General features: G+C 48.3%; 25 protein-coding genes and 1 other annotated feature. All 25 genes read right to left on the minus strand.

The window, feature by feature from the left end; translation table 11 throughout:
- Positions 1–67: 67 nt before the first annotated feature.
- The 25 genes from rplB to cysS all read right to left on the minus strand — a co-directional run bounded on the left by rplB (position 68) and on the right by cysS (position 24,176).
- A complete protein-coding gene (rplB, locus tag OIN60_RS03955) occupies positions 68–898 on the minus strand; it encodes a 50S ribosomal protein L2 (RefSeq protein ID WP_305753583.1) in 831 nt (276 codons plus the stop codon).
- Between the two features lie 30 nt (positions 899–928).
- Positions 929–1,219, minus strand: coding sequence for a 50S ribosomal protein L23 (gene rplW / locus OIN60_RS03960; RefSeq protein WP_305753584.1), 291 nt, complete (start codon positions 1,217–1,219; stop codon positions 929–931).
- Positions 1,219–1,842: a 50S ribosomal protein L4 gene (gene rplD, locus OIN60_RS03965; RefSeq protein ID WP_305753585.1), complete on the minus strand. Its 624-nt coding sequence runs from the start codon at positions 1,840–1,842 to the stop codon at positions 1,219–1,221. The genes rplW and rplD overlap by 1 nt, the downstream gene beginning before the upstream one ends.
- Positions 1,843–1,868: 26 nt before the next feature.
- Positions 1,869–2,492 (minus strand): 50S ribosomal protein L3, encoded by a 624-nt coding sequence (gene rplC, locus OIN60_RS03970; protein ID WP_305753586.1) that lies wholly within the window; start codon positions 2,490–2,492, stop codon positions 1,869–1,871.
- Positions 2,493–2,531: 39 nt separating this feature from the next.
- Entirely contained in the window at positions 2,532–2,840 is a 309-nt protein-coding gene (rpsJ, locus tag OIN60_RS03975) for a 30S ribosomal protein S10 (RefSeq protein ID WP_006676490.1), read from the minus strand.
- A 303-nt stretch (positions 2,841–3,143) separates the two neighbouring features.
- The gene (gene tuf / locus OIN60_RS03980) at positions 3,144–4,334 is read right to left on the minus strand and encodes an elongation factor Tu (RefSeq protein ID WP_305753587.1); all 1,191 of its coding nucleotides are present in this window, start codon (positions 4,332–4,334) and stop codon (positions 3,144–3,146) included.
- A gap of 93 nt (positions 4,335–4,427) precedes the next feature.
- Positions 4,428–6,503, minus strand: coding sequence for an elongation factor G (gene fusA, locus OIN60_RS03985; RefSeq protein WP_305753588.1), 2,076 nt, complete (start codon positions 6,501–6,503; stop codon positions 4,428–4,430).
- A 46-nt stretch (positions 6,504–6,549) separates the two neighbouring features.
- On the minus strand, positions 6,550–7,020 hold the full coding sequence (gene rpsG / locus OIN60_RS03990; protein ID WP_007432586.1) for a 30S ribosomal protein S7: 471 nt from the start codon (positions 7,018–7,020) through the stop codon (positions 6,550–6,552).
- 49 nt (positions 7,021–7,069) lie between these two features.
- Positions 7,070–7,492, minus strand: a complete 423-nt coding sequence (rpsL, locus tag OIN60_RS03995; RefSeq protein WP_305753589.1) for a 30S ribosomal protein S12 — start codon at positions 7,490–7,492, stop codon at positions 7,070–7,072.
- Between the two features lie 148 nt (positions 7,493–7,640).
- Positions 7,641–7,892, minus strand: coding sequence for a ribosomal L7Ae/L30e/S12e/Gadd45 family protein (locus tag OIN60_RS04000; protein WP_305753590.1), 252 nt, complete (start codon positions 7,890–7,892; stop codon positions 7,641–7,643).
- A gap of 209 nt (positions 7,893–8,101) precedes the next feature.
- Positions 8,102–11,716: a DNA-directed RNA polymerase subunit beta' gene (gene rpoC, locus OIN60_RS04005; RefSeq protein WP_305753591.1), complete on the minus strand. Its 3,615-nt coding sequence runs from the start codon at positions 11,714–11,716 to the stop codon at positions 8,102–8,104.
- Between the two features lie 125 nt (positions 11,717–11,841).
- Complete coding sequence (gene rpoB / locus OIN60_RS04010; RefSeq protein ID WP_305753592.1) at positions 11,842–15,387, minus strand: DNA-directed RNA polymerase subunit beta; 3,546 nt, start codon at positions 15,385–15,387, stop codon at positions 11,842–11,844.
- 363 nt (positions 15,388–15,750) lie between these two features.
- Positions 15,751–16,347, minus strand: coding sequence for a class I SAM-dependent methyltransferase (locus OIN60_RS04015; protein ID WP_305753593.1), 597 nt, complete (start codon positions 16,345–16,347; stop codon positions 15,751–15,753).
- Between the two features lie 96 nt (positions 16,348–16,443).
- Entirely contained in the window at positions 16,444–16,809 is a 366-nt protein-coding gene (gene rplL, locus OIN60_RS04020; protein ID WP_305753594.1) for a 50S ribosomal protein L7/L12, read from the minus strand.
- A gap of 77 nt (positions 16,810–16,886) precedes the next feature.
- On the minus strand, positions 16,887–17,390 hold the full coding sequence (gene rplJ, locus OIN60_RS04025) for a 50S ribosomal protein L10 (RefSeq protein WP_305753595.1): 504 nt from the start codon (positions 17,388–17,390) through the stop codon (positions 16,887–16,889).
- 61 nt (positions 17,391–17,451) lie between these two features.
- Positions 17,452–17,604, minus strand: a sequence feature (ribosomal protein L10 leader region).
- A 67-nt stretch (positions 17,605–17,671) separates the two neighbouring features.
- Complete coding sequence (rplA, locus tag OIN60_RS04030) at positions 17,672–18,364, minus strand: 50S ribosomal protein L1 (RefSeq protein ID WP_305753596.1); 693 nt, start codon at positions 18,362–18,364, stop codon at positions 17,672–17,674.
- 78 nt (positions 18,365–18,442) lie between these two features.
- Entirely contained in the window at positions 18,443–18,868 is a 426-nt protein-coding gene (gene rplK / locus OIN60_RS04035) for a 50S ribosomal protein L11 (RefSeq protein ID WP_305753597.1), read from the minus strand.
- A gap of 70 nt (positions 18,869–18,938) precedes the next feature.
- Entirely contained in the window at positions 18,939–19,472 is a 534-nt protein-coding gene (gene nusG, locus OIN60_RS04040; protein ID WP_305753598.1) for a transcription termination/antitermination protein NusG, read from the minus strand.
- 22 nt (positions 19,473–19,494) lie between these two features.
- Positions 19,495–19,686 (minus strand): preprotein translocase subunit SecE, encoded by a 192-nt coding sequence (gene secE / locus OIN60_RS04045; RefSeq protein ID WP_063211175.1) that lies wholly within the window; start codon positions 19,684–19,686, stop codon positions 19,495–19,497.
- 21 nt (positions 19,687–19,707) lie between these two features.
- On the minus strand, positions 19,708–19,857 hold the full coding sequence (rpmG, locus tag OIN60_RS04050; protein ID WP_305753599.1) for a 50S ribosomal protein L33: 150 nt from the start codon (positions 19,855–19,857) through the stop codon (positions 19,708–19,710).
- 318 nt (positions 19,858–20,175) lie between these two features.
- On the minus strand, positions 20,176–20,820 hold the full coding sequence (gene sigH / locus OIN60_RS04055; RefSeq protein WP_305753600.1) for an RNA polymerase sporulation sigma factor SigH: 645 nt from the start codon (positions 20,818–20,820) through the stop codon (positions 20,176–20,178).
- A gap of 162 nt (positions 20,821–20,982) precedes the next feature.
- Entirely contained in the window at positions 20,983–21,504 is a 522-nt protein-coding gene (locus tag OIN60_RS04060) for an NYN domain-containing protein (protein ID WP_305753601.1), read from the minus strand.
- Between the two features lie 3 nt (positions 21,505–21,507).
- Positions 21,508–22,254 (minus strand): 23S rRNA (guanosine(2251)-2'-O)-methyltransferase RlmB, encoded by a 747-nt coding sequence (gene rlmB, locus OIN60_RS04065; RefSeq protein ID WP_305753602.1) that lies wholly within the window; start codon positions 22,252–22,254, stop codon positions 21,508–21,510.
- Between the two features lie 69 nt (positions 22,255–22,323).
- Entirely contained in the window at positions 22,324–22,776 is a 453-nt protein-coding gene (locus OIN60_RS04070) for a Mini-ribonuclease 3 (protein WP_370872371.1), read from the minus strand.
- Positions 22,773–24,176 (minus strand): cysteine--tRNA ligase, encoded by a 1,404-nt coding sequence (cysS, locus tag OIN60_RS04075; protein WP_305753604.1) that lies wholly within the window; start codon positions 24,174–24,176, stop codon positions 22,773–22,775. The genes OIN60_RS04070 and cysS overlap by 4 nt, the downstream gene beginning before the upstream one ends.
- Positions 24,177–24,200 lie beyond the last annotated feature (24 nt).

Genomic DNA, 24,200 nt, shown 5'->3' on the forward strand with positions numbered 1-24,200 from the left:
TGTGAATCCTCCCTTCATCAAACGTTCTCGTTCTTGCGGCTCATTCACGCTTTATGCACAGCGTACATTACTTCGTGCGGCGGCGAACGATGTATTTATCAGAAGCTTTACCTTTTTTACGTGTTTTGTAACCAAGAGTCGGTTTGCCCCATGGGGACATAGGCGATTTGCGTCCGATTGGAGCACGACCTTCACCACCACCGTGAGGGTGATCGTTAGGGTTCATTACTACCCCGCGCACTTCAGGGCGTTGGCCCAACCAGCGGCTGCGTCCAGCTTTACCGATTTTAACGAGCTCATGGTCTTCGTTACCTACGGAACCGATCGTAGCGCGGCAAACTTTCAGAATGCGGCGTACTTCACCGGAAGAAAGACGTACAGTAACATATTTCTCTTCTTTACCAAGAAGCTGAGCTTCTGTTCCCGCTGCACGAACCAATTGTCCGCCTTTGCCTGGCTTCAGCTCAATGTTGTGGATAACCGTACCAACCGGAATATTTTCCAGCGGAAGAGAGTTGCCGATTTTAATATCAGAACCTGCTCCGGATACCACTTCGTCTCCTACTTTCAGACCTTTAGGAGCGATGATGTAGCGTTTTTCGCCGTCCACATAGTGAATCAGTGCGATGTTGGAAGTCCGGTTTGGATCGTATTCGATCGTAGCAACGCGGCCCGGTATTCCATCTTTGTTGCGTTTGAAATCGATAATACGGTATTTACGCTTGTGTCCGCCGCCATGGTGACGAACCGTAATTTTACCTTGGTTGTTGCGGCCGGCTTTTTTACTCAGAGGCGCCAGCAAGGATTTCTCCGGCTGATTTGTCGTAATCTCTTCAAAAGTAGAGACGGACATTGCACGTCTTGCCGGGGATGTCGGTTTGTACTTTTTGATTGGCACTGAATTTCCCTCCTTACTTTACAGTTTCAATTATACCGTTTCAAAAAACTCGAGTGGTTTACTGTCTTTAGCCAGCGTTACAAAAGCTTTTTTCCATTCACTGGTGTATCCGGAATAGCGTCCGTAACGTTTAGGTTTCGCAGGAACACGCAGTGTGTTCACATTTGCAACTTTCACGTTGAAAATCGCTTCGATCGCTTTCTTGATCTCCACTTTATTCGAACGAATGTCTACTTCAAACACATATTTCAAGTCATTCATCATTTCAGCCGTACGCTCAGTGATGATTGGACGTTTGATAATATCACGAGGATCTTTCATTACGCGAACACCTCCTCAACTTTCTGGACTGCTTCTTTCGTAATGATCAGTTTGTCGTGTTTGAGCACGTCAAGAACATTAATGCCATCTGCTGCGACAAATTTCACGCCAGGAATATTTCTTGCGGAAAGAGCCACATTATCATCATAGCTAGGAGCTACGATCAAAGCTTTTTGATCAGCTTTGAGGTTATTCAAAATGGCAACAAATTCTTTCGTTTTTGGAGCGTTCATAGTCAGAGCGTCCAGTACGATAATTTGGTTCTCGATCACTTTGGAAGACAGTGCCGATTTAATAGCCAGACGGCGAACTTTCTTAGGCAGTTTGTAAGCATAGCTGCGAGGTGTCGGTCCGAAAACAGTACCGCCGCCTTTCCATTGCGGAGCGCGGATTGAACCTTGACGAGCGCGACCTGTACCTTTTTGTTTCCAAGGCTTACGACCACCACCGCGCACTTCAGAACGACCTTTTACTTTGTGTGTTCCTTGACGCAGGGATGCCAATTGCAAGAGAACTGCTTCATGAAGAACGTGCTTGTTCGGCTCGATACCGAAAACTGTATCTTTCAATTCAACTTCGCCAACTTGGCTACCGCTGATATTGTAGACTGCTACTTTGGGCATTTCGTGTTCCTCCTTTCTTCAATCGATTATTTCTTCACCGTTGCTTGAATTTTCACGAAGCTGTTTTTTGGTCCTGGAATAGAGCCTTTTACGAGAAGCACATTACGCTCTGTATCAACCTTCACAACTTCAAGATGTTGAATAGTTACTGTATCATGACCCATATGTCCTGGGAGGCGTTTGCCTTTAGGAACACGGTTCGCTTGGATAGAACCCATGGAGCCTGGTCCTCTGTGGTAACGGGAACCGTGAGACATAGGACCCGTGCTTTGTCCCCAGCGTTTGATAACACCAGCGAAACCTTTACCTTTAGATGTACCTGTTACGTCAACGAATTCGCCTTCTGCAAAGATATCAGCTTTGAGTTCTTGGCCAATCTCATATCCTGCCAGATCAACACCGCGGAATTCACGAACGTAGCGCTTAGGTGCAGTATTTGCTTTTTTCGCATGTCCTGCTTCAGGTTTGTTCGCACGTTTTTCTTTCTTATCGGAGAAACCGAGCTGTACCGCTTCGTAGCCGTCGTTTTCGAGGTCTTTCTTCTGCAGAACCACGTTAGGACCAGCTTCGATAACTGTAACTGCAACTACGTTGCCTTCAGCGGTAAACACTTGGGTCATTCCAAGTTTTTTCCCTAAGATACCTTTCATGTTGACACCTCTTTTCCTTTCTTTAATCACGCATGCTTATTACAATTTAATTTCGATATCTACACCGGACGGCAGGTCCAAGCGCATCAAGGCATCCACAGTTTGTGGAGTCGGGTTAACGATGTCGATCAGACGCTTATGTGTGCGCATTTCGAATTGTTCCCGGGAATCCTTGTACTTGTGCACCGCACGGAGAATAGTAATCACTTGTTTTTCAGTAGGCAGCGGAATGGGTCCGGAAACACCTGCACCCGAACGTTTCGCTGTTTCAACAATTTTCTCAGCGGATTGATCAAGAATTCTATGATCGTATGCTTTCAAACGAATACGAATTTTTTGCTTTGCCATTTTAGTCCCTCCTTCTATCGCCCAATTTGGTATCGGACATACTCCGTGAAAATTTTCTGACCACTGCCTCATGGCAAAGGGGCCGGGTGTGTCAGTAACCTCTCACATCATCGCACAGTCACAAACAACATTCTTATTATATAGAATATATAAGCCCAATGCAAGCAAAATCCCAAAAGTTTTTTTGCCTGTATCCCACAAGTAAAAAAGCCTCCATCCATTGGATGGAGGCGTTCAATCCCTTTACAATACACTGTTGCTCGTTCCAGTACAATGTTGCTTATATTCAAGGGGTGTCCCTTATTATTTTTGGATGGATGCTACGGCACCAGCACCTACTGTACGGCCACCTTCGCGGATCGCGAAGCGAGTACCTTCTTCGATCGCAATTGGAGCGATCAGTTGTACAGTAACTGTGATGTTGTCGCCAGGCATAACCATTTCAGTACCTTCTGGCAGGTTGATGATACCTGTTACATCAGTTGTACGGAAATAGAACTGTGGACGGTAGCCAGTGAAGAAAGGCTTATGACGTCCGCCTTCTTCTTTAGTCAGTACGTATACTTGAGCCGTGAATTCAGTGTGAGGCTTAACGGAAGTTGGCTTAGCAAGTACTTGACCACGCTCGATTTGGCTACGATCAACACCACGCAGCAGGGCACCGATGTTGTCACCAGCTTGAGCGGAATCCAGCAATTTACGGAACATTTCAACGCCCGTAACTACGGATTTCTTAGTTTCTTCGTGGATACCAACGATTTCGATTTCATCGCCGACTTTAACCACACCACGCTCTACACGACCAGTAGCAACTGTACCACGGCCAGTGATGGAGAATACGTCCTCGACAGGCATCAAGAAAGGTTTGTCAGTGTCGCGTTCTGGAGTTGGGATGTAGGTATCGATTTCTTTGAACATCTCAACGATTTTTTGTGCCCACTCGCCATCTGGATTTTGCAGAGCTTCACGAGCGGAACCACGAGTGATTGGAGTGTCGTCGCCTGGGAATTCATATTCGCTCAACAGATCGCGAACTTCCATTTCAACCAGTTCCAGAAGCTCTTCGTCTTCAACCATGTCGCATTTGTTCAGGAATACGACGATGTAAGGAACGCCTACCTGACGGGACAGCAGGATGTGTTCACGAGTTTGCGGCATTGGGCCGTCAGCAGCGGATACAACCAGGATTGCTCCGTCCATTTGAGCAGCACCAGTGATCATGTTTTTAACATAGTCAGCGTGGCCTGGGCAGTCAACGTGAGCATAGTGACGTTGATCAGTTTCGTATTCAACGTGTGCTGTGGAGATTGTGATACCACGTTCTCTTTCTTCTGGCGCTTTATCGATTTGATCAAATGCTACTGCAGCACCGCCGTAAGTTTTGGACAATACAGTTGTGATTGCAGCAGTCAGAGTTGTTTTACCATGGTCAACGTGACCGATAGTACCAATGTTAACGTGTGGTTTAGTACGTTCAAACTTTGCCTTTGCCATTTGAACAATTCCTCCTCAATATCATGGGTTTATGTTTAGATCGCCAGGCTAACAAATGGATATTCGTAATACCTGACGATCATGTAAAACTTATTACTCGCCTTTGGACTTGGAGACGATTTCTTCAGCAATATTCTTAGGAACTTCTTCATAATGGGAGAGTTCCATCGAGAATACGCCACGGCCTTGTGTACCGGAACGAAGTGTTGTTGAATAACCAAACATTTCGGACAGAGGCACCTTAGCACGGATAATTTGAGCACCACCGCGGGAATCCATACCTTCGATACGGCCACGACGGGAGTTCAACATACCCATCACGTCACCCATGTACTCCTCAGGAACCGTTACTTCAACTTTCATAATCGGCTCGAGCAATACAGGCTTACATTTGTCTTTCGCTGCTTTCAGCGCCATCGAGCCGGCAATTTTAAACGCCATTTCGTTGGAATCGACATCATGGTAAGAACCGTCGACGATGGTAGCTTTTACGTCTACAAGCGGGAAGCCGGCAAGTACACCGTTCTTCATTTGTTCTTCGATACCTGCAAGAGCTGGAGCGATGTACTCACGTGGAACGGAACCACCGACAACTTTGCTCTCAAACTGGCTGCCTGTACCTGCTTCCAGAGGCTCGAATTCAACCCATACGTGACCGTATTGACCACGACCACCGGACTGACGAACAAATTTACCTTCCACACGAGCAGGTTGACGGAATGTTTCACGGTAAGCAACCTGTGGTTTACCCACGTTGGTTTCTACCTTAAACTCACGACGCATACGGTCGATGATGATATCCAGGTGAAGCTCACCCATACCAGCCAAAATCGTTTGGCCTGTCTCTTCATCCGTGTGCGCACGTAAAGTTGGATCTTCTTCCGTCAGCTTACCGAGAGCCACACCCATTTTATCTTGGTCAGCCTTGGTTTTCGGCTCAACCGCAATTTCGATAACCGGATCCGGGAAGTTCATGGATTCCAGAATTACCGGGTGCTTCTCATCACACAGTGTATCACCTGTGCTGGTATCTTTCAAACCTACGGCAGCAGCGATGTCACCGGAGTAAACTTCGGAGATCTCTTGGCGGCTGTTCGCATGCATCTGAAGGATACGTCCGATCCGCTCGCGCTTGCCTTTGGTTGCATTCAATACGTAAGAGCCGGATTGAAGCACACCGGAATATACGCGGAAGAATGTCAATTTACCAACGTAAGGGTCTGTCATGATTTTAAAAGCCAGTGCAGAGAAAGACTCTTCATCAGAAGACTTACGAACAGCTTCTGTACCGTCTTCAAGGAGCCCCTTGATGTCTGGTACGTCGATTGGAGCAGGCAGGAAGTCGATAACTGCGTCGAGCATCAACTGAACCCCTTTGTTACGATAAGAAGATCCACAGATAACCGGGAAAATCTTAACTTCTACGACACCTTGACGGAGAGCACCTTTGATTTCTTCAATCGTCAGCTCTTCTCCTTCAAGATATTTCATAGTAAGTTCTTCGTCCAACTCTGCAACCTTCTCGATCAGTTCCATACGAAGTTCTTCGACTTTGTCTTTGTACTCCGCAGGAATTTCGGCTTCTTCGATATTTTGACCAAGGTCATCCTTGTACATATATGCCTTTTGCTCAATGATATCGATGATACCGATGAAGTCATTTTCCGCGCCGATTGGCAGTTGAATTGCAACAGCGTTCGCTTGAAGGCGGTCACGCATGTCGGCAACAACGTTCAGGAAGTCAGCACCGATAATGTCCATTTTGTTTACATATGCGATCCGAGGAACACCGTAGCGGTCAGCCTGTCTCCATACGGTTTCAGACTGAGGCTCTACGCCTTCCTTCGCACTGAAAACACCTACTGCTCCGTCCAATACACGAAGGGAACGTTCAACTTCAACAGTGAAGTCAACGTGCCCTGGGGTGTCGATGATATTAACGCGGTGACCTTTCCAAGCAGCAGTAGTAGCAGCGGAAGTAATCGTAATCCCGCGCTCCTGTTCCTGTTCCATCCAGTCCATTGTCGCAGCGCCTTCGTGAACTTCACCGATTTTGTGCGTACGGCCTGTGTAGAACAGAATCCGCTCAGTCGTAGTGGTTTTACCCGCGTCAATATGAGCCATGATCCCGATATTACGTGTATTTTTCAAGGAGAACTCTCTAGCCATGAAATGGGTCTCCCTTCAAAATTGAAGTTTATTAGTGAACTGAATCCTACCAGCGGTAGTGAGCAAACGCTTTGTTCGCTTCAGCCATTTTGTGCGTGTCTTCACGTTTCTTAACGGAAGCACCAGTGTTGTTGGATGCGTCGATGATTTCTGCAGCGAGACGCTCTTCCATCGTCTTCTCACCGCGGTTGCGGGAGTAGTTAACGAGCCAACGGAGTCCCAAGGATGTACGTCTCTCAGGTTTAACCTCGATTGGTACTTGGTAGTTGGCACCGCCTACACGGCGAGCTTTAACTTCCAGGACTGGCATGATATTCTTGATAGCTGCTTCAAACACTTCCATTGGATCATTGCCCGTACGTTCTTGAATCAGCTTGAACGCATTGTACAGAATGCTTTGAGCAACTCCGCGTTTTCCGTCGAGCATGATGCGGTTGATCAAACGTGTAACAAGCTTGCTGTTATACACCGGATCAGGCAACACGTCTCTTTTGGTAACTGGACCTTTGCGTGGCATGGATATCCCCCTTTCTCATTTGTTCAACCGGCTGTTGCCGGGTCATTTATTAGGCTTTTTTAGCTTTAGGACGTTTCGCGCCGTATTTGGAACGAGCCTGCATACGGTTGTTTACGCCTGCTGTATCCAAAGCTCCGCGTACGATGTGGTAACGTACACCCGGAAGGTCTTTTACACGACCTCCGCGAATCAGCACAACACTGTGCTCTTGCAGGTTATGTCCGATACCCGGAATGTAAGCCGTCACCTCTACACGGTTCGTCAAACGAACACGGGCATATTTACGAAGTGCGGAGTTCGGTTTTTTCGGAGTCATTGTACCTACACGAGTGCAGACGCCGCGTTTTTGCGGAGCGCTGATATCGGTAGCTTCACGTTTCAGAGCGTTGAAGCCTCTTTGCAGAGCCGGTGATTTCGACTTGTCGATTTTGGCTTTACGGCCTTTACGCACCAATTGGTTAATAGTTGGCATTGTGTTGCCACCTCCTTCCTCAATTCTTCATGATCTTTTGATAAACTCACTTTTTAAGTCCACAGACCCAGGCGGTTCATAAAAGAACAAATGAAAAGTTTTTGCCTTTTGGAATTACTTAAATCCTCTGACAAAAACGTTCCTTACCTTATTGTTTTACGATAGCAGCCATTGCAGCTCCCACTTCAATTCCGCAAGCTTTACCGAGATTACTCATCGTATCCACCAACGTCACTTTAACCCCGTGCTTGTCACACAGTTCAATAAGTTTGGAAGTGAGACGCGGATCTGCGTCTTCGGCCAAATATACTTCCGAGGCGAAGCCCAATTCAACCATTTTAATAGTCTGTTTGGTACCGATCTTGACATGAGCATCCTGCAGACTTTGTTCTTTAGACATTTCGCATTCCTCCGAAATCACCTTAATCACAATCCTGCAACTCACGCACCTTTGCTATATTAGCATTGACTACGATCAATGTCAAGATATTAATTGATATCTAAAAAGCCTTCGGAACAGGGTTAGGAGGAGGAGACATAGACCCTCCCCCTCCATACACACGTTCCTAACCTTATCACACCGGAAAATCGGTGCATAGTTCGCTGCTCTTAGTCAGCCGTTACCGTTTCAAACTCTTCAGACGGAGACTCCCCGTTACCAGGCTCCACGATTTGCACGTTGCGGTAGCGGCTCATACCCGTACCCGCAGGGATCAGCTTACCGATGATAACATTCTCTTTAAGGCCAAGCAATTGGTCCACTTTGCCTTTGATAGCTGCATCAGTGAGCACGCGTGTTGTTTCCTGGAACGAAGCTGCGGACAGGAAGGAATCCGTTTCAAGCGACGCTTTGGTAATACCGAGCAGGATCGGCTTGGCAACCGCCGGCTCCTTGCCGTTCAGGATGGCAACTTTATTCGCTGCTTCGTATTCGTGAACGTCAACGAAAGAGCCCGGCAGAAGCGTCGTATTGCCCGCATCAATAATACGGATTTTGCGAAGCATCTGACGAATCATAACTTCGACGTGCTTGTCATTGATTTCTACGCCCTGGTTACGGTATACGCGCTGAACTTCCTGAAGGATGTAGTTCTGTACGCCACGAATACCTTTGATGCGCAGCATTTCTTTAGGGTCGATGGAACCATCTGTCAGTTCGTCACCAGCTTCGATAGCCATGCCTTCGCTTACGCGCAGACGTGAACCATAGGTAACGGAATACGTTTTGGTTTCTGCTTCCCCATCAATATCGATTTCACGACGGTCTTTGCCTTCGCGGATTTCTTTGACCTTACCGTCAATCTCACTGATCGTGGCTTGACCTTTAGGGTTACGTGCTTCAAAGAGCTCCTGAATACGAGGCAGACCCTGAGTGATATCGTCACCCGCAACACCACCGGTGTGGAACGTACGCATCGTGAGCTGTGTTCCAGGTTCGCCGATGGATTGGGCAGCGATGATACCAACCGCTTCTCCGATCTCAACATGTTTGCCTGTAGCCAGGTTGCGGCCGTAGCATTTTTTGCACACACCATGTTTGGCGCGGCAGCTGAGCACCGAACGGATTTGTACCTTGTCGACCCCTGCTTTGACGATTGCTTCCGCCTTGTCGGAATCGATCAGCTCATTGCGGCGGGCAAGAACTTCACCCGTCTCCGGATGACGTACAGTTTCGAAGCAGTAACGCCCTTCAAGACGGTCGTACAGATCCTCGATAACCTCTTTACCGTCCTGAATACGACCAACTGTAAAGCCTTTATCCGTACCGCAATCATCCTCGCGAACGATCACATCCTGTGCAACATCGACGAGACGACGTGTCAAGTAACCGGAGTCAGCCGTACGGAGCGCTGTATCCGCCAGACCTTTACGGGCACCGTGCGTGGAAATGAAGTACTCGAGTACTGTCAGACCTTCACGGAAGTTCGATTTGATCGGGAGCTCGATAATCCGTCCGGACGGGTTCGCCATCAAACCACGCATACCGCCAAGCTGGGTAATCTGTGACTTGTTACCACGCGCTTTGGAGTCCACCATCATCATGATAGAGTTGTAGCGGTCCATGGATTTCAACAGCACATCTGTCAGCTCATCTTTCGCCTTGGACCAGATGTCGATGATCCGGTCATAACGCTCTTCGTTCGTAATCAGACCACGACGGTACTGATTCGTAACAATTTGCGCCTTGGCATCGGATTCTTCCAAAATCTTCTTCTTCTCTTCCGGCACGATAACGTCAGATACCGCTACAGTTACACCTGCACGAGTAGAGTATGTGAAGCCGAGCTGTTTGATTTTATCCAAAATCACAGCCGTCTCTGTTGTATGGTAAATCTCGAAGCAGCGGGCGATAATATTGCCGAGATAGTCTTTGCCCACCCCATTCGCCTGCGGCGCGTTCTGAATCGCTTCCGTAATGTTGACACCTTTATCGTAGACAAAGAATTCCTCCGCTGTTCCGTAGAGCAGGTTGGAACGTGTCGCATCATTGATATACGGGAAGCTCGCTGGGAAAATTTCATTAAAGATAATTTTACCAACTGTAGTGATCAGCAATGCACCTTGCTGTTTTTCGGTGAAGCTCGTTTTACCAAGCGCCTTCACCGGAATAGCTACACGTGCATGCAGGCCTGCGGTTCCACGCTGATAGGCGGATACAGCTTCATTGACGCTGCCCAGGATCATGCCCGCTCCTTCTTCTTCCTTGTTATCCATCGTCAGATAGTAAGATCCCAAGACCATATCCTGAGACGGAGTAACGACCGGCTTGCCGTCTTTCGGGTTCAGAATGTTCCCGGAGGCAAGCATCAGAAGACGTGCTTCAGCTTGCGCTTCAGCGGACAACGGCACGTGCACGGCCATCTGGTCACCGTCGAAGTCGGCATTGTAAGCCGTACATACGAGCGGATGCAGACGGATCGCGCGTCCTTCAACCAGAATCGGTTCAAAAGCCTGAATACCGAGACGATGCAGCGTAGGGGCACGGTTCAGCAGAACCGGATGCTCCTTGATCACTTCTTCCAGCACATCCCACACTTCGGCGCTTACGCGCTCGACTTTGCGTTTTGCACTCTTAATGTTATGAGCGAGCCCTTTATTTACAAGCTCTTTCATTACAAAAGGTTTAAACAGCTCTAACGCCATCTCTTTCGGCAGACCACATTGGTACATTTTCAGATAAGGACCTACAACGATAACGGAACGACCGGAATAGTCAACCCGTTTACCCAGCAAGTTCTGACGGAAACGTCCTTGTTTACCCTTCAGCATATGGCTGAGCGATTTCAAAGGACGATTACCAGGGCCTGTAACCGGACGTCCACGGCGGCCGTTATCAATCAACGCATCGACAGCTTCTTGAAGCATGCGTTTTTCGTTTTGTACAATAATGTCCGGCGCGCCCAGGTCAAGCAGTCTTTTCAGACGGTTGTTCCGGTTGATTACACGGCGGTACAGATCGTTCAGATCGGAAGTGGCGAAACGCCCACCATCGAGCTGAACCATCGGGCGAAGCTCAGGAGGAATAACCGGCAGCACGTCCATGACCATCCATTCCGGCTGGTTGCCGGAGTTACGGAAGGCTTCGATGACTTCAAGACGTTTGATGGCACGGTTGCGGCGCTGGCCTTGAGCCGTGCGCAGCTCTTCCTTCAGGAATTCGAGTTCTTTATCGATATCGAGATCTTGGAGAAGCTTTTTGACAGCTTCAGCACCCATACCTGCTTGGAAGCCGTAGCCGTATTTTTCACGATAGCTGCGGTATTCCTTTTCAGACAAAAGTTGCTTTTTCTCCAGCGGCGTATCGCCTGGATCCGTTACAACATAAGATGCGAAGTAAATGATCTCCTCAAGGGAACGTGGAGACATATCGAGCGCAAGGCCCATGCGACTTGGAATTCCTTTAAAGTACCAGATGTGTGATACAGGAGCAGCCAATTCAATATGACCCATCCGCTCGCGCCGAACCTTGGCACGGGTTACCTCTACTCCGCAACGGTCACAAACAACGCCTTTATAACGAACGCGCTTGTACTTACCGCAGTGACACTCCCAGTCCTTGGTAGGCCCGAAAATCTTCTCGCAGAACAGCCCTTCTTTTTCCGGTTTAAGCGTACGGTAGTTGATAGTTTCCGGCTTCTTCACTTCTCCGCGGGACCAAGAGCGAATTTTTTCCGGGGATGCAAGCCCGATTTTCATGTATTCGAAATTGTTGACGTCCAACAAGGAGCAACCCTCCTTAACCCTATCCTAATTACTAGGTTCCATAACGGCCCGCTTTTCACGAGCCGCTACAGGAGCCTGCACATTGCCATTGTCGTAGACGAGCACACTTGCCAGAAAGAAACAATTTATTCTATTCCGACTTCCGTGCCCTCCAAATTCAGGCTCAGTTTATCACTAGTGTTCTCATCTTCGTCATCGATTTCTTTCATCTCAATTTCCTGCTCATCTTCGGACAGAATCTTCACGTCCATCCCCAAGCTCTGCAGTTCCTTGATCAATACTTTAAAGGATTCAGGAACACCTGGCTCCGGAACATTTTCACCTTTAACGATCGATTCGTATGTTTTCACACGTCCTACCACGTCATCGGATTTCACGGTCAAAATCTCCTGCAGTGTATAAGCAGCACCGTATGCTTCCAGTGCCCACACCTCCATCTCACCGAAGCGCTGACCGCCGAATTGGGCTTTACCCCCCAGCGGCTGCTGCGTAACAAGCGAGTAAGGACCTGTGGAGCGGGCATGAATTTTATCGTCAACCATATGCGCCAGCTTGATCATATGCATGACGCCGACCGTTACTTCACGTTCAAAGCGCTCACCGGTACGGCCGTCATAAAGTACAGTTTTACCGTTGCGCTGCATGCCGCCTTCTTCCATGGTGTCAAACACATCATACTCGTTCGCACCGTCGAATACCGGTGTGGCCACGTGAATACCGAGACGCATAGCAGCCATACCCAGATGAACTTCGAGCACCTGACCGATGTTCATCCGCGAAGGCACGCCCAGCGGGTTCAGTACGACCTGGACAGGCGTACCGTCTGGCAGGAACGGCATATCCTCTTCCGGGAGAATACGGGCAACGACACCCTTGTTACCGTGACGTCCGGCCATTTTGTCACCCTCGGAAATTTTACGCTTCTGAGCGATGTATACACGTACAAGCTGGTTAACACCTGGCGGCAACTCGTCGCCATTCTCGCGTGTAAACACCTTCACGTCAACTACGATACCGTCCGTACCGTGAGGCACACGCAAGGAGGTATCACGTACTTCACGTGCTTTTTCACCGAAGATCGCATGCAGGAGACGTTCCTCAGCAGTTAGTTCTGTAACGCCTTTAGGTGTTACCTTGCCAACCAAAATGTCGCCAGCACCAATCTCTGCACCGATGCGGATAATTCCACGCTCATCCAAATTGCGGAGCGCCTCTTCACCAACGTTAGGAATATCCCGAGTAATTTCTTCAGGTCCCAGCTTCGTATCCCGCGCTTCGGATTCGTACTCCTCAATATGAATGGAGGTGTACACATCTTCTTTCACGAGCTTCTCGGAGAGAAGGATCGCATCCTCGTAGTTGTAACCTTCCCACGTCATAAAGGCTACGACCACGTTGCGTCCCAGAGCCAGTTCGCCCATTTCGGTCGAAGGTCCGTCTGCAAGGATATCCCCTTTTTTCACTGCATCTCCGCGTTTGACAATCGGACGCTGATTGATGCATGTTCCTTGGTTCGAACGCATAAATTTGTGTAATTTATATTTAACAATATCGCCTTTGACTTCATTGCCGTCCACAGTCTCAACGCGGCGCAGCCAAATTTCATTGGCGGAAGAACGTTCAATAATCCCGTCATACTTGGATACAATACATACACCGGAGTCTTTAGCTGCTTTATGCTCCATCCCTGTACCCACCAAAGGAGCCTTAGGAATGAGAAGCGGAACTGCCTGCCGCTGCATGTTGGAACCCATCAGGGCACGGTTGGAGTCGTCATTCTCCAGGAACGGAATCAATGCTGTTGCGACTGACACAACCTGCTTAGGTGAAACGTCCATGTAGTCTACACGACTGCTCTGCATCGGGATGATATTGTCGGACTGCTTGTTATAACGCACAATCACGACTTCATCTTTAAATGTATTGTCTTCGTTCAACTCTGCATTCGCCTGGGCAACAACATAGTTATCCTCTTCATCGGCCGTCAGGTAATCAATTTGTTCCGTTACTTTGCCGGTCTTCGGATCAACCCAGCGGTAAGGGGCTTCAATAAAGCCGTACTCATTAATGCGCGCAAAGGTCGACAACGAGTTGATCAGACCGATGTTCGGTCCTTCCGGAGTCTCGATCGGACACATCCGGCCGTAGTGGCTCGGGTGAACGTCCCGTACTTCCATGCCCGCGCGTTCGCGCGTCAGACCGCCCGGTCCCAATGCAGACAGACGACGTTTATGCGTTAATTCCGCCAACGGATTCGTCTGATCCATAAACTGGGACAACTGAGAGCTGCCAAAGAACTCCTTGATGGAAGCGATCACCGGACGAATGTTGATCAGAGCTTGCGGTGTGATAACATTCGCATCCTGAATCGACATTCTTTCACGAACTACACGCTCCATACGGGACAGACCAATACGGAACTGGTTTTGCAGCAGTTCACCTACAGAACGCAGACGGCGGTTACCCAAGTGGTCAATATCATCCGTGCTGCCGACACCGTGAAGCAGGTTAATGAAATAGCTGATGGAGGAAATAATGTCCGCCGGCGTAATATTCTTAACCGTCTTATCGATATTGCCGTTAGCAATCAGCTTGATGACTTTGCCATCTTCAATCGGAGAGAATACATCAATCGTTTGAAGAGGAATGTCGTTGCTGTCCAGCACGCCGCTCGCAACATGATACGTGCGGTGTCCAACCGAATTTTCCAGATATGGCATGATTTCGTCCAGCAGACGACGGTCAACCATTTGCCCAGCTTCAGCAATAATTTCACCTGTGGTGGTATCAATCAGGGATTCAGCAAGACGCTGGTTAAACAAGCGATTCTTGATATGAAGCTTTTTATTGATTTTATAGCGGCCTACATTGGCCAAATCGTAACGTTTTGGATCGAAGAAGCGTGCTACGAGCAGACTTTTCGCATTATCCAATGTTGGCGGCTCACCCGGGCGAAGACGCTCATAAATTTCGATCAGCGCTTTCTCCGTGGAATCCGTGTTATCTTTATCAAGCGTATTGCGAATGTATTCGTCATTGCCGAGCAGTTCCAGGATTTCAGCATCAGTACCAAAACCAAGGGCACGCAGCAAAACAGTTACTGGAATTTTACGAGTACGGTCGATGCGGACATAGATAATATCCTTCGCATCCATCTCCAATTCGAGCCATGCACCCCGGTTAGGAATAACCGTTGCAGTGTATGCCGTTTTCCCGTTTTTATCTACTTTTGTACTGAAATAGACGCTGGGAGAGCGAACCAACTGGCTGACAATAACCCGTTCCGCACCATTAATAATAAATGTACCGGTTTCGGTCATCAGCGGGAAGTCTCCCATGAATACTTCCTGCTCTTTCACTTCTCCGGTTTCTTTATTAATAAGCCGGACTTTTACCCGAAGTGGCGCTGCATACGTAACGTCGCGTTCTTTCGCGTCATCTACTGTATATTTAGGCTCTCCGAGGCTGTAGTCGATAAATTCCAAAACCAGGTTACCCGTGAAGTCCTGAATTGGCGAAATATCCTGGAACATTTCACGCAATCCTTCTTCCAAAAACCAATCGTAAGATTTTTGTTGGATCTCAATAAGGTTCGGAACTTCAAGTACCTCGTTAATACGTGCATAACTGCGCCGAGTGCGTCGACCATATTGAACAAGATGTCCTGCCAACTTTAACTCACCCCTCATGTCTACTCGCTTAAAAATTTCATTGCGAACCTTTGTTTGGAACCTTATAATGGAACTCATACAACAGATTCGTTCTCCACAAATGAAGAAAAGCCCTTGCTCGAACATAATCGAAAAAAGAGCGACTTATCTGTGGAATCTTCCTGCCGGAAACACCTTTATTACCTGTAGATTTGCCCAAAACGTATATATTATACGTAGACAAGACAAAATATATGCCTTGCCTGTTATAACCTATTGACATTTCAGCAAACTAAAGACATAAAGGGCATCCTATATGCTGACATTTTATAATAATATCACAGACCGCGGCCCATGTCAACGGCCTTTTTTCTGTCTATTCTTTTATTTCATCGCCTTGAAAATTCGGTATCCTTTGTCCTTTGTAACTTCCTCTACTCGCGGGAACAAGCTTTCCAGCTTAGCTTTCGCAGAAGGCGCACCTTGTTTTTTCTGGATGACGACCCATAGGGCCCCACCCTCATTCAGATGGTCAAACGCCAGATCGAATATGGAATGAACGGTTTCTTTCCCCGCACGAATCGGTGGATTGGTTAGAACGATATCAAACCGTCTGTCTACCACAGCCTGAAATAAATCACTTTGCAGTATAGTGACATTAGCAATTCTGTTGCGTTCGGCATTCTCCTTCGCCAGTTTAACCGCCCTCTCGTTGATATCAATCATAGTAACCCGCCCTGCCGGAGCGAGTCTTGCCGCTGTCAGGCCGATAGGACCATACCCGCAGCCTACGTCCAGTATTTCGGAATCCTCCGGAAACTCCATCGCTTCAATCAGAACCCTGCTCCCGTAATCAATCCCCTGTTTAGAAAAGACACCGGCATCACTAACAAAAGTGAGCGATTGCCCGCGAAGCTCCGTTTCTAGTATCCGCCTTTCATGCGCGGCATCAGGGCTGCTAGAGTAATAATGGTCAGACATTGCCGTCCACATCCTTCAGGTTTTGTTAATACAGCAACAAACCCCTTGAATATCGCCTCAAGGGGTTTGTGTTTCGCCGCTAACCTGTAAAGGTAATTATTTTACTTCTACAGTTGCGCCTGCTTCTTCCAGCTTAGCTTTAACGGAGTCAGCTTCTTCTTTAGCCACTTTTTCTTTCAGTGGTTTTGGAGCGTTGTCTACCAGTTCTTTAGCTTCTTTCAAGCCCAGACCTGTGATTTCGCGAACTGCTTTGATTACGTTGATTTTGGAAGCACCAGCGCTAGTCAGGATTACGTCGAACTCAGTTTGCTCAGCTTCAGCCGCGCCACCTACAGCGCCACCAACTACTGCTACAGGAGCAGCTGCTGTTACGCCGAATTCTTCTTCGATTGCTTTAACAAGATCGTTCAGTTCCAGTACGGACATACCTTTAATTGCTTCCAAGATTTGCTCTTTACTCATGGTTGAACCTCCGTTTATATAATAGTTTTTTTTGAAAAATTTATACTGCCGATCTTACAGCACGACCGATGATCCGGTTACGCGCTTTGCTCTTCTTTCTCTGCAACAGCTTTAACTGCAAGTGCGAAGTTGCGCACAGGAGCTTGAAGCACGCTGAGGAGCATGGAAAGCAGACCTTCGCGGGACGGGAGTTCAGCCAGTGCTTTAACTTCTTCAGCACTAACCACACGACCTTCCAACACGCCGCCTTTCAGTTTGAGAGCATCATTCTTCTTGGCGAAGTCGTTCAGAATTTTGGCTGGAGCCACTGCGTCTTCTGTACTGAACGCGATTGCTGTAGGACCTGTCAGAGCTTGGTCCAGCTCAGTCAGTTCTGCTGCTGCAGTCGCACGGCGAAGCAGTGTGTTCTTCAGCACCTGGAATTCGATTCCGGCTTCACGAAGCTGCTTACGCAGCTCAGTTATTTGCGCAACGGTCAGACCACGGTAGTCAGCAACAACGGTCGTTGCACTCTCGCGCAATTTCGCAGTTACGACTTCAACGGTTTCTTGTTTTGCTTGAATCACTTTTGCATTTGCCAAACTGTACACCTCCTAATAAATTTTTGCCGTTTCTATGATCCGTTCACAGAAACGGAGCTACATAGGCATTAGAAAAGCCTCCGTAGCATATACGAAGGCTTGATAAATCAACATGGGCGGGCGAACCCGCCGCATGAAACGTTCTATCATAACACCTCGGTAGGAAATTAAGCCTTCCGGCACCTACTGTCTACGGTAAGCATATTCAAATGTTAAAGGTCAATCATCATGACACAACTTATACAGGATACCAGTCAGGATTGATTATGTCAATCCTTTTATTATCTGTATGTTGCTGCGTTCACGCGTGCACTAGGGCCCATTGTGGAAGATACCGCAATGTTCTTCAGGTATACACCTTTAGCAGCCGCTGGCTTAGCACGGTTCAGAGCGTCGATCAACGCTTTGAGGTTATCATTCAACTGCTCAGCAGTGAAAGAAACCTTGCCGATTGGAGCGTGAATTTGACCTGCTTTGTCGAGGCGGTATTCGATTTTACCAGCTTTGATCTCTTGAACAGCCTTGGCAACGTCGAATGTAACTGTACCCGCTTTAGGGTTAGGCATCAAGCCTTTACCACCGAGCAGACGGCCCAATTTACCAACCTCACTCATCATATCAGGTGTAGCTACGCAGACATCGAATTCAAACCAGCCTTGTTGGATTTTGTTGATCATGTCCTGATCGCCTACAAAATCAGCGCCAGCCGCTTCGGCTTCCTTCGCTTTATCACCTTTTGCAAATACCAACACGCGTTGGGTTTTACCAGTACCGTGCGGCATAACAACCACACCACGAACAGCCTGGTCTTGTTTACGAGCATCTACGCCCAAACGAACTGCTGCTTCAACAGTTTCGTCGAATTTTGCAGTTGCTGCCTTTTTCACCAGTTCAACGGCTTCCAAAGGCTCGTAAGTTGCTTCGCTGTCGATCAGCTTAGCAGCTTCCAGGTATTTCTTACCGTGTTTAGCCATTATATTTTCCTCCTTTGTGGTATTAGCGGATATTCCTCCCACATAAGCCGGCTTCTAGCCGACAAACAAAGCTTACGCTTAGTCTACGATGGTGATACCCATGCTGCGTGCAGTACCCTCAACCATACGCATAGCTGCTTCAACGGAAGCTGCGTTCAGGTCAGGCATTTTTTGTTCAGCGATTTGACGAACAGCATCGCGGTTTACAGTAGCGACTTTCGTTTGGTTTGGTACGCCGGAACCTTTTTCGATCTTAGCAGCGACTTTCAGCAGAACTGCAGCCGGTGGAGTTTTGGTGATGAACGTAAAAGAACGGTCCTCAAACACCGAAATTTCAACCGGAATAATCAGGCCTGCCTGATCAGCAGTACGAGCATTGAATTCTTTACAGAATGCCATGATGTTGACACCTGCTTGACCCAAAGCTGGACCTACTGGAGGCGCTGGATTCGCTTTACCTGCAGGAATCTGCAGTTTTACCATTTTGATTACCTTTTTTGCCATGGTGACACCTCCTTGACTCAATAGTGGTCAAATGGATCGTAAGATCCTCCCACAAGAAACCATAGAAAACTTATATTTTCTCCACTTGAGTATAATCCAACTCCAGCGGGGTTTCCCGTCCAAACATGTTGACGTGTACTTTAAGCTTGCTCTTCTCAGCCAAAATCTCTTCCACGGAGCCCACAAAATTCGCAAATGGACCAACCTTGATCCGTACGGACTCTTTCACGTCGAATTCTATCTTCGGTTTCGGCTCGACCATGCCCATATGCTTCAGAATCTGCTCAACTTCCTCCGGAAGCAAAGGCGTAGGCTTGGAACCCGAACCCGTTGATCCTACAAACCCTGTTACACCCGGTGTGTTGCGGACAACATACCAGGAGTCATCGGTCTGAATCATTTCGACCAAGACATAACCGGGGTAAACTTTGCGCATAACGGTCTTCTTCTTACCGTCTTTGTTCACCAGTTCTTCTTCCATAGGAACAAGAACACGGAATATCTTGTCTTCCATGCCCATGGACTCAACGCGTTTTTCCAAATTGGCTTTGACTTTGTTCTCATACCCAGAATAGGTATGAACTACATACCATCTTTTTTCCATATCAAGCCACCTGGGACCCTTCTTAGATAATCGCTTCGATCACAGCAGAAATGCCGATATCCAGAACCCAAAAATAAATCGTGACAAACGCAATTGTCCCAACAACAATCAGCGTGTAGTTAGTCAGTTCTTTACGATTGGGCCAGCGAACTTTTTTGAGTTCAGCCCAGCTTTCAGAGAAAAAGGAAAACAGAGACTTGAAACTGCGTTTCACGCCGACTACACCTCCAAAAAACTATCTGGTTTCACGATGAGGAGTCTGCTCGCTACAATACTTGCAGAATTTCTTCATCTCCATGCGGTCGGGGTGATTACGCTTGTTTTTGGTTGTAGTATAATTTCTTTGTTTGCAATTCGTACAAGCCAAAGTAATAATTACCCGCATGATGTGCACCTCCCGAAGACATCCGACAAACAGGAAGTCTCTAAATTGGTCCTAAAAAATGCAAATTTAGGCCTACCTAAAACACTTTATCACAAGGGGTGTACCATGTCAACGAATGTTTAGGCGCATCTAGCCCTGACGGACTGGCAAGTTTTTCAGAAGCGTGCAGGCAGTCTTTCCCCTACTCCAAAACTCTCAACTGTTCGGCATTTATACTAATCAAGTATAAATCAATTCGAAACGTTATAAACCTGCCAACCAACAAATGAAACAAAAAAAGACTCATATAACCGAGCCTTTTCTTACAATGAGCTTTCTTTAATTATCGCGGACTTCCAGATATTTTTCAAGCTTTCGTTTGACCCGCTGCAATGCGTTATCAATCGATTTCACATGGCGGTTAAGGTCAACGGCAATTTCCTGATAAGACCTTCCGTCCAGATATAGCATCAGAACCTTCCGCTCCAAATCACTTAAGATTTCCGACATCTTATCTTCCAGCCCGACGAACTCTTCCTGATTAATGATCAGTTCCTCTGGATCGCTTACGCGCGAACCGCAGATGACATCCATCAAGGTACGGTCCGACTCTTCATCATAGATAGGCTTGTCCAAGGATACATAGGAATTCAGTGGAATATGCTTCTGACGTGTCGCCGTCTTGATGGCTGTAATAATCTGTCTCGTGATGCATAGCTCGGCAAATGCTTTGAATGAGGCCAGCTTGTCCCCTTTGAAATCACGAATCGATTTATACAAACCGATCATGCCTTCCTGGATGATATCCTCGCGATCAGCACCGATCAGAAAATAAGATCTCGCCTTGGCTCTGACAAAGTTCCGATATTTATTAATCAGAAACTCCAGCGCCTCGCTGTCGCCTTCATGGACCGCTACGACAATGTCTTCATCATTCTTGTAATCATACACTGACAACATGACATCTTTGAGGTCGACACTCACTAACAATCCCTCCGGCTGCAACGCAAGGTACCCGTTACTACTCAAAATATACGACAAGTATACGCCAAGCTCCTGAGGACCGTCAACCACACCCGCTACAAAAAGAATAATTTAAGGTTTATATGGAATCAAATTATATCGCTTGAAATCAATGGAATTATCTTACTCCCGCCTCCATTTTTCAAACATCTTTCTCATTTCCGGAGTGAGCGAAGCATCGAGCGTGTTGCGGTTAAGCCGATCTGTATTCTGTTCAATTTGCTTTTGGACCTCCCGTTCAGACTCTTCCACCTCAATCAGAAGCTCACGTGCAGATACTCTGAGAGCTCCCTGTCCAAACGCCACGTGCTGCTCCACCAAATCGCTCGTGGCCACATATATAGACCTTCTCCGGCTGCTGAGCTCCCTGACCAAACGCTCGATGCATTCATCGGCAGTTTCTTTTTCTTTGGTGAAGTAGATCTGCACTTTGCTCTGTGAGAAGATTTTACCGAGTCCCGGCACCCGGTAGGCGTCAAATACAACGATGACTCTTCTGCCGGAATACGCCTGATGGTCCGCGAGCCTCTCAAGCAGCCTGTCCCGCGCTTCCTGCAAGCTGGACTTGGCTAGTGCGGACAGCTCTGGCCATGCTCCGATCATGTTGTAGCCATCCACCAGCAGGACATCGCGTGTATCAGCCATTTGCTAAGCCCGGGCCATTCGTCCGCGCAGCACTTCGTACATCACCACGCCGGCAGCGACCGATGCATTCAGCGAATTGATGCGTCCTTCCATCGGAAGCTTGACGAGCACATCGCATTTTTCCCGCACAAGCCGCCCCACGCCCTTGCTCTCGTTGCCGATCACAATCGCCACCGGTCCGGTGAACACGCCATGTCCAAATACAGACTCAGTCGCGTTGACATCCGTTCCCACGACCCAAATTCCTTCTTCTTTCAACCGGTCGATGGTCTGGGCAAGATTGCTTACCCTCGCAACCGGCACGTATTCGACAGCACCCGCAGAGGTTTTCGACACCGTCGCCGTAACAGCCGCCGAACGCCGCTTAGGCACGATTACTCCATGTGCGCCTGTACAATCCGCCGTACGGAGAATCGAGCCCAAATTATGCGGATCTTCAATTTCATCAAGCAGAATCAGAAAAGGAGCTTGTCCCTTGTCTGCAGCAGCAGCAAGCAAATCCTCCACTTCCGCATACGCATGCGGCGCAGCCTGCGCCACTACGCCTTGATGCTGAATTCCGGGAACCATTTGATCCAGCTTGCGCTTATCCGCCTGCTGAACGATAACGCCGGCTTTTTTGGCTTCAGCGATAATCGGCTGTGTCAAATGCTTTTGCGCATTGTCCGCCACCCATATTTTGTTGATCGTACGCCCTGAACGAAGCGCCTCTATCACCGAATGCTTGCCGGCAATCCATTCTTCCTCCATACTGAACTTCCTCTCTGTCAATGCGGTCTGCCTTTGCCCTGCAAACACATCAGCCCGCTCGTATCCTATTTATTTTTTCGTGTCCATTAAAGCAATGCCTCTGCCAATCAATTCACGCAGCCGATCCAGCCTGCCATCGCAGTACAGGAAACCGAACAGTCCTTCCAGCGCAGTTGCATGACGGTATTCGAGAACATCCGCATTTTTTGGCACGCTGCCGGACTTCGCGTTTCGACACTGTCTGACAATATCCTGCTCCTCTTCCGTCAATTCCTGCTCTACCAGTTGCAAAATCCTGCTTTGCGCCTTGGCCGAGACGAGGCCTGTCGCTCTCCGGTGAAGATGATTCGGGCGCAGGTTGGCCTGGGATAGCAAATATTGGCGAACAGCCACCTCGTATACGGCGTCGCCAATGTAGGCAAGCGCAATCGGAGGGATCAGCCGGGCCGGCTTGGAGGAAGGGTACGGAAACCAGCTTCCCTCCATGCCTCCTCCCGGCGGGGTTATGTGCTCCCCGCTCATTTGCGCCGCCAGCGCATTCCCTGCGCCGTGTCCTCAAGAAGTATCCCCTTCGAAGCGAGCAGATCACGGATTTCATCGGCCCGTCTCCAATTTTTGACCTTACGAGCTTCCACGCGTTCGACAATCAATTGCTCGATCTCCTCATCCAGCAGTTCTTCACCAACCTCCGTATATAGGCGAAGCACACTGTTCAGATTTTGGAAGGTGTCCAGCAGCACCTGCAGCTCAACCTTGCTCACCACAGCCTGTTGAAGTACCCGGTTCGTCTCGCTTACCCATTCAAACAATGCCGTTATCGCATCAGGTGTATTAAAATCATCATCCATCTTCTCACGGAATAACGCATGGATTTGATCAAGCTTCTCTTGAAGCTCTGCCGGCACCTTGCCGTCTCCCTCTGTAGAGGTTTCAAGGCGGTGTTTGAGGTTGGTTACCGCATTAGCGATGCGTTCCACGCTTTTTTCAGACTGCTCCATCGTTTCATCATTAAAGTTCAATGGATTACGGTAATGGGTGGACAGCATGAAATAACGGATTGCATCTTTCTTATAGCGTGCACGCAAATCCTTAACGAGGATGCCGTTGCCCAGTGATTTGGACATTTTCTCGTTATTGATACGAATATATCCGTTGTGCATCCAGTAATTGGACAACGGCTTGCCGGTCAACGCCTCGGACTGGGCGCATTCGCATTCATGATGCGGAAACTGCAGATCCTGGCCGCCGCCGTGAATATCCATCGTTTCCCCCAGATGATGAAGAGCCATAGCGGAGCACTCAATGTGCCAGCCGGGACGTCCATTCCCCCACGGGCTTTCCCAGAAAATTTCACCCGGCTTAGCAGCCTTCCACAATACGAAATCCTCCGGGCGCTCTTTACGCTCATCAACCCCGATACGAATTCCGAACTGAAGCTGCTCTAGGTTCTGGCCGGACAGCTTCCCATAATCCTTAAACTTCTCCGTCCGAAAAAAAACATCCCCGCCGTTCTCATACGCATAGTCCCGATCCACCAGATCCTGAATGAAGCGGATGATCATATCCATGCTCTCCGTTACCCGCGGATGGGCATTGGCTTTCGAGATGCCCAAGCCCTCAACATCCTCATAATAAGCCGCAATGAAGCGCTCGGCCACCTCTGGAACCGTTGTTCCAAGCTGTTCTGCTTTTCGGATCAGCTTATCGTCAACATCAGTAAAATTCGACACATAGTTTACATCATAACCGGAATACTGCAGGTAGCTGCGAACGATGTCAAACACAATAATTGGACGGGCGTTCCCGATATGAATGTAGTCATACACTGTAGGACCGCAAACGTACATTTTCACCTTTCCCGGCTCCAACGGCTCGAACAGTTCCTTGCTCCGTGACATCGTGTTATAGATTTGAAGCGCCATAAACGTACTCCTCCTATCCTGCGA

Source organism: Paenibacillus zeirhizosphaerae, from assembly GCF_030705605.1.
GTDB classification, from domain to species: Bacteria; Bacillota; Bacilli; order Paenibacillales; family Paenibacillaceae; genus Paenibacillus; species Paenibacillus zeirhizosphaerae.

What these genes read in the sequence shown, in the direction of transcription:
- rplW (WP_305753584.1), bottom strand. Translation starts at nt 1,219, where the DNA reads ATGAAAGATCCTCGTGATATTATCAAACGTCCAATCATCACTGAGCGT.
- rplD (WP_305753585.1), bottom strand. Translation starts at nt 1,842, where the DNA reads ATGCCCAAAGTAGCAGTCTACAATATCAGCGGTAGCCAAGTTGGCGAA.
- rplC (WP_305753586.1), bottom strand. Translation starts at nt 2,492, where the DNA reads ATGAAAGGTATCTTAGGGAAAAAACTTGGAATGACCCAAGTGTTTACC.
- rpsJ (WP_006676490.1), bottom strand. Translation starts at nt 2,840, where the DNA reads ATGGCAAAGCAAAAAATTCGTATTCGTTTGAAAGCATACGATCATAGA.
- tuf (WP_305753587.1), bottom strand. Translation starts at nt 4,334, where the DNA reads ATGGCAAAGGCAAAGTTTGAACGTACTAAACCACACGTTAACATTGGT.
- fusA (WP_305753588.1), bottom strand. Translation starts at nt 6,503, where the DNA reads ATGGCTAGAGAGTTCTCCTTGAAAAATACACGTAATATCGGGATCATG.
- rpsG (WP_007432586.1), bottom strand. Translation starts at nt 7,020, where the DNA reads ATGCCACGCAAAGGTCCAGTTACCAAAAGAGACGTGTTGCCTGATCCG.
- rpsL (WP_305753589.1), bottom strand. Translation starts at nt 7,492, where the DNA reads ATGCCAACTATTAACCAATTGGTGCGTAAAGGCCGTAAAGCCAAAATC.
- OIN60_RS04000 (WP_305753590.1), bottom strand. Translation starts at nt 7,892, where the DNA reads ATGTCTAAAGAACAAAGTCTGCAGGATGCTCATGTCAAGATCGGTACC.
- OIN60_RS04015 (WP_305753593.1), bottom strand. Translation starts at nt 16,347, where the DNA reads ATGTCTGACCATTATTACTCTAGCAGCCCTGATGCCGCGCATGAAAGG.
- rplL (WP_305753594.1), bottom strand. Translation starts at nt 16,809, where the DNA reads ATGAGTAAAGAGCAAATCTTGGAAGCAATTAAAGGTATGTCCGTACTG.
- rplA (WP_305753596.1), bottom strand. Translation starts at nt 18,364, where the DNA reads ATGGCTAAACACGGTAAGAAATACCTGGAAGCTGCTAAGCTGATCGAC.
- rplK (WP_305753597.1), bottom strand. Translation starts at nt 18,868, where the DNA reads ATGGCAAAAAAGGTAATCAAAATGGTAAAACTGCAGATTCCTGCAGGT.
- nusG (WP_305753598.1), bottom strand. Translation starts at nt 19,472, where the DNA reads ATGGAAAAAAGATGGTATGTAGTTCATACCTATTCTGGGTATGAGAAC.
- rpmG (WP_305753599.1), bottom strand. Translation starts at nt 19,857, where the DNA reads ATGCGGGTAATTATTACTTTGGCTTGTACGAATTGCAAACAAAGAAAT.
- OIN60_RS04060 (WP_305753601.1), bottom strand. Translation starts at nt 21,504, where the DNA reads ATGGCTGATACACGCGATGTCCTGCTGGTGGATGGCTACAACATGATC.
- rlmB (WP_305753602.1), bottom strand. Translation starts at nt 22,254, where the DNA reads ATGGAGGAAGAATGGATTGCCGGCAAGCATTCGGTGATAGAGGCGCTT.
- OIN60_RS04070 (WP_370872371.1), bottom strand. Translation starts at nt 22,776, where the DNA reads ATGAGCGGGGAGCACATAACCCCGCCGGGAGGAGGCATGGAGGGAAGC.
- cysS (WP_305753604.1), bottom strand. Translation starts at nt 24,176, where the DNA reads ATGGCGCTTCAAATCTATAACACGATGTCACGGAGCAAGGAACTGTTC.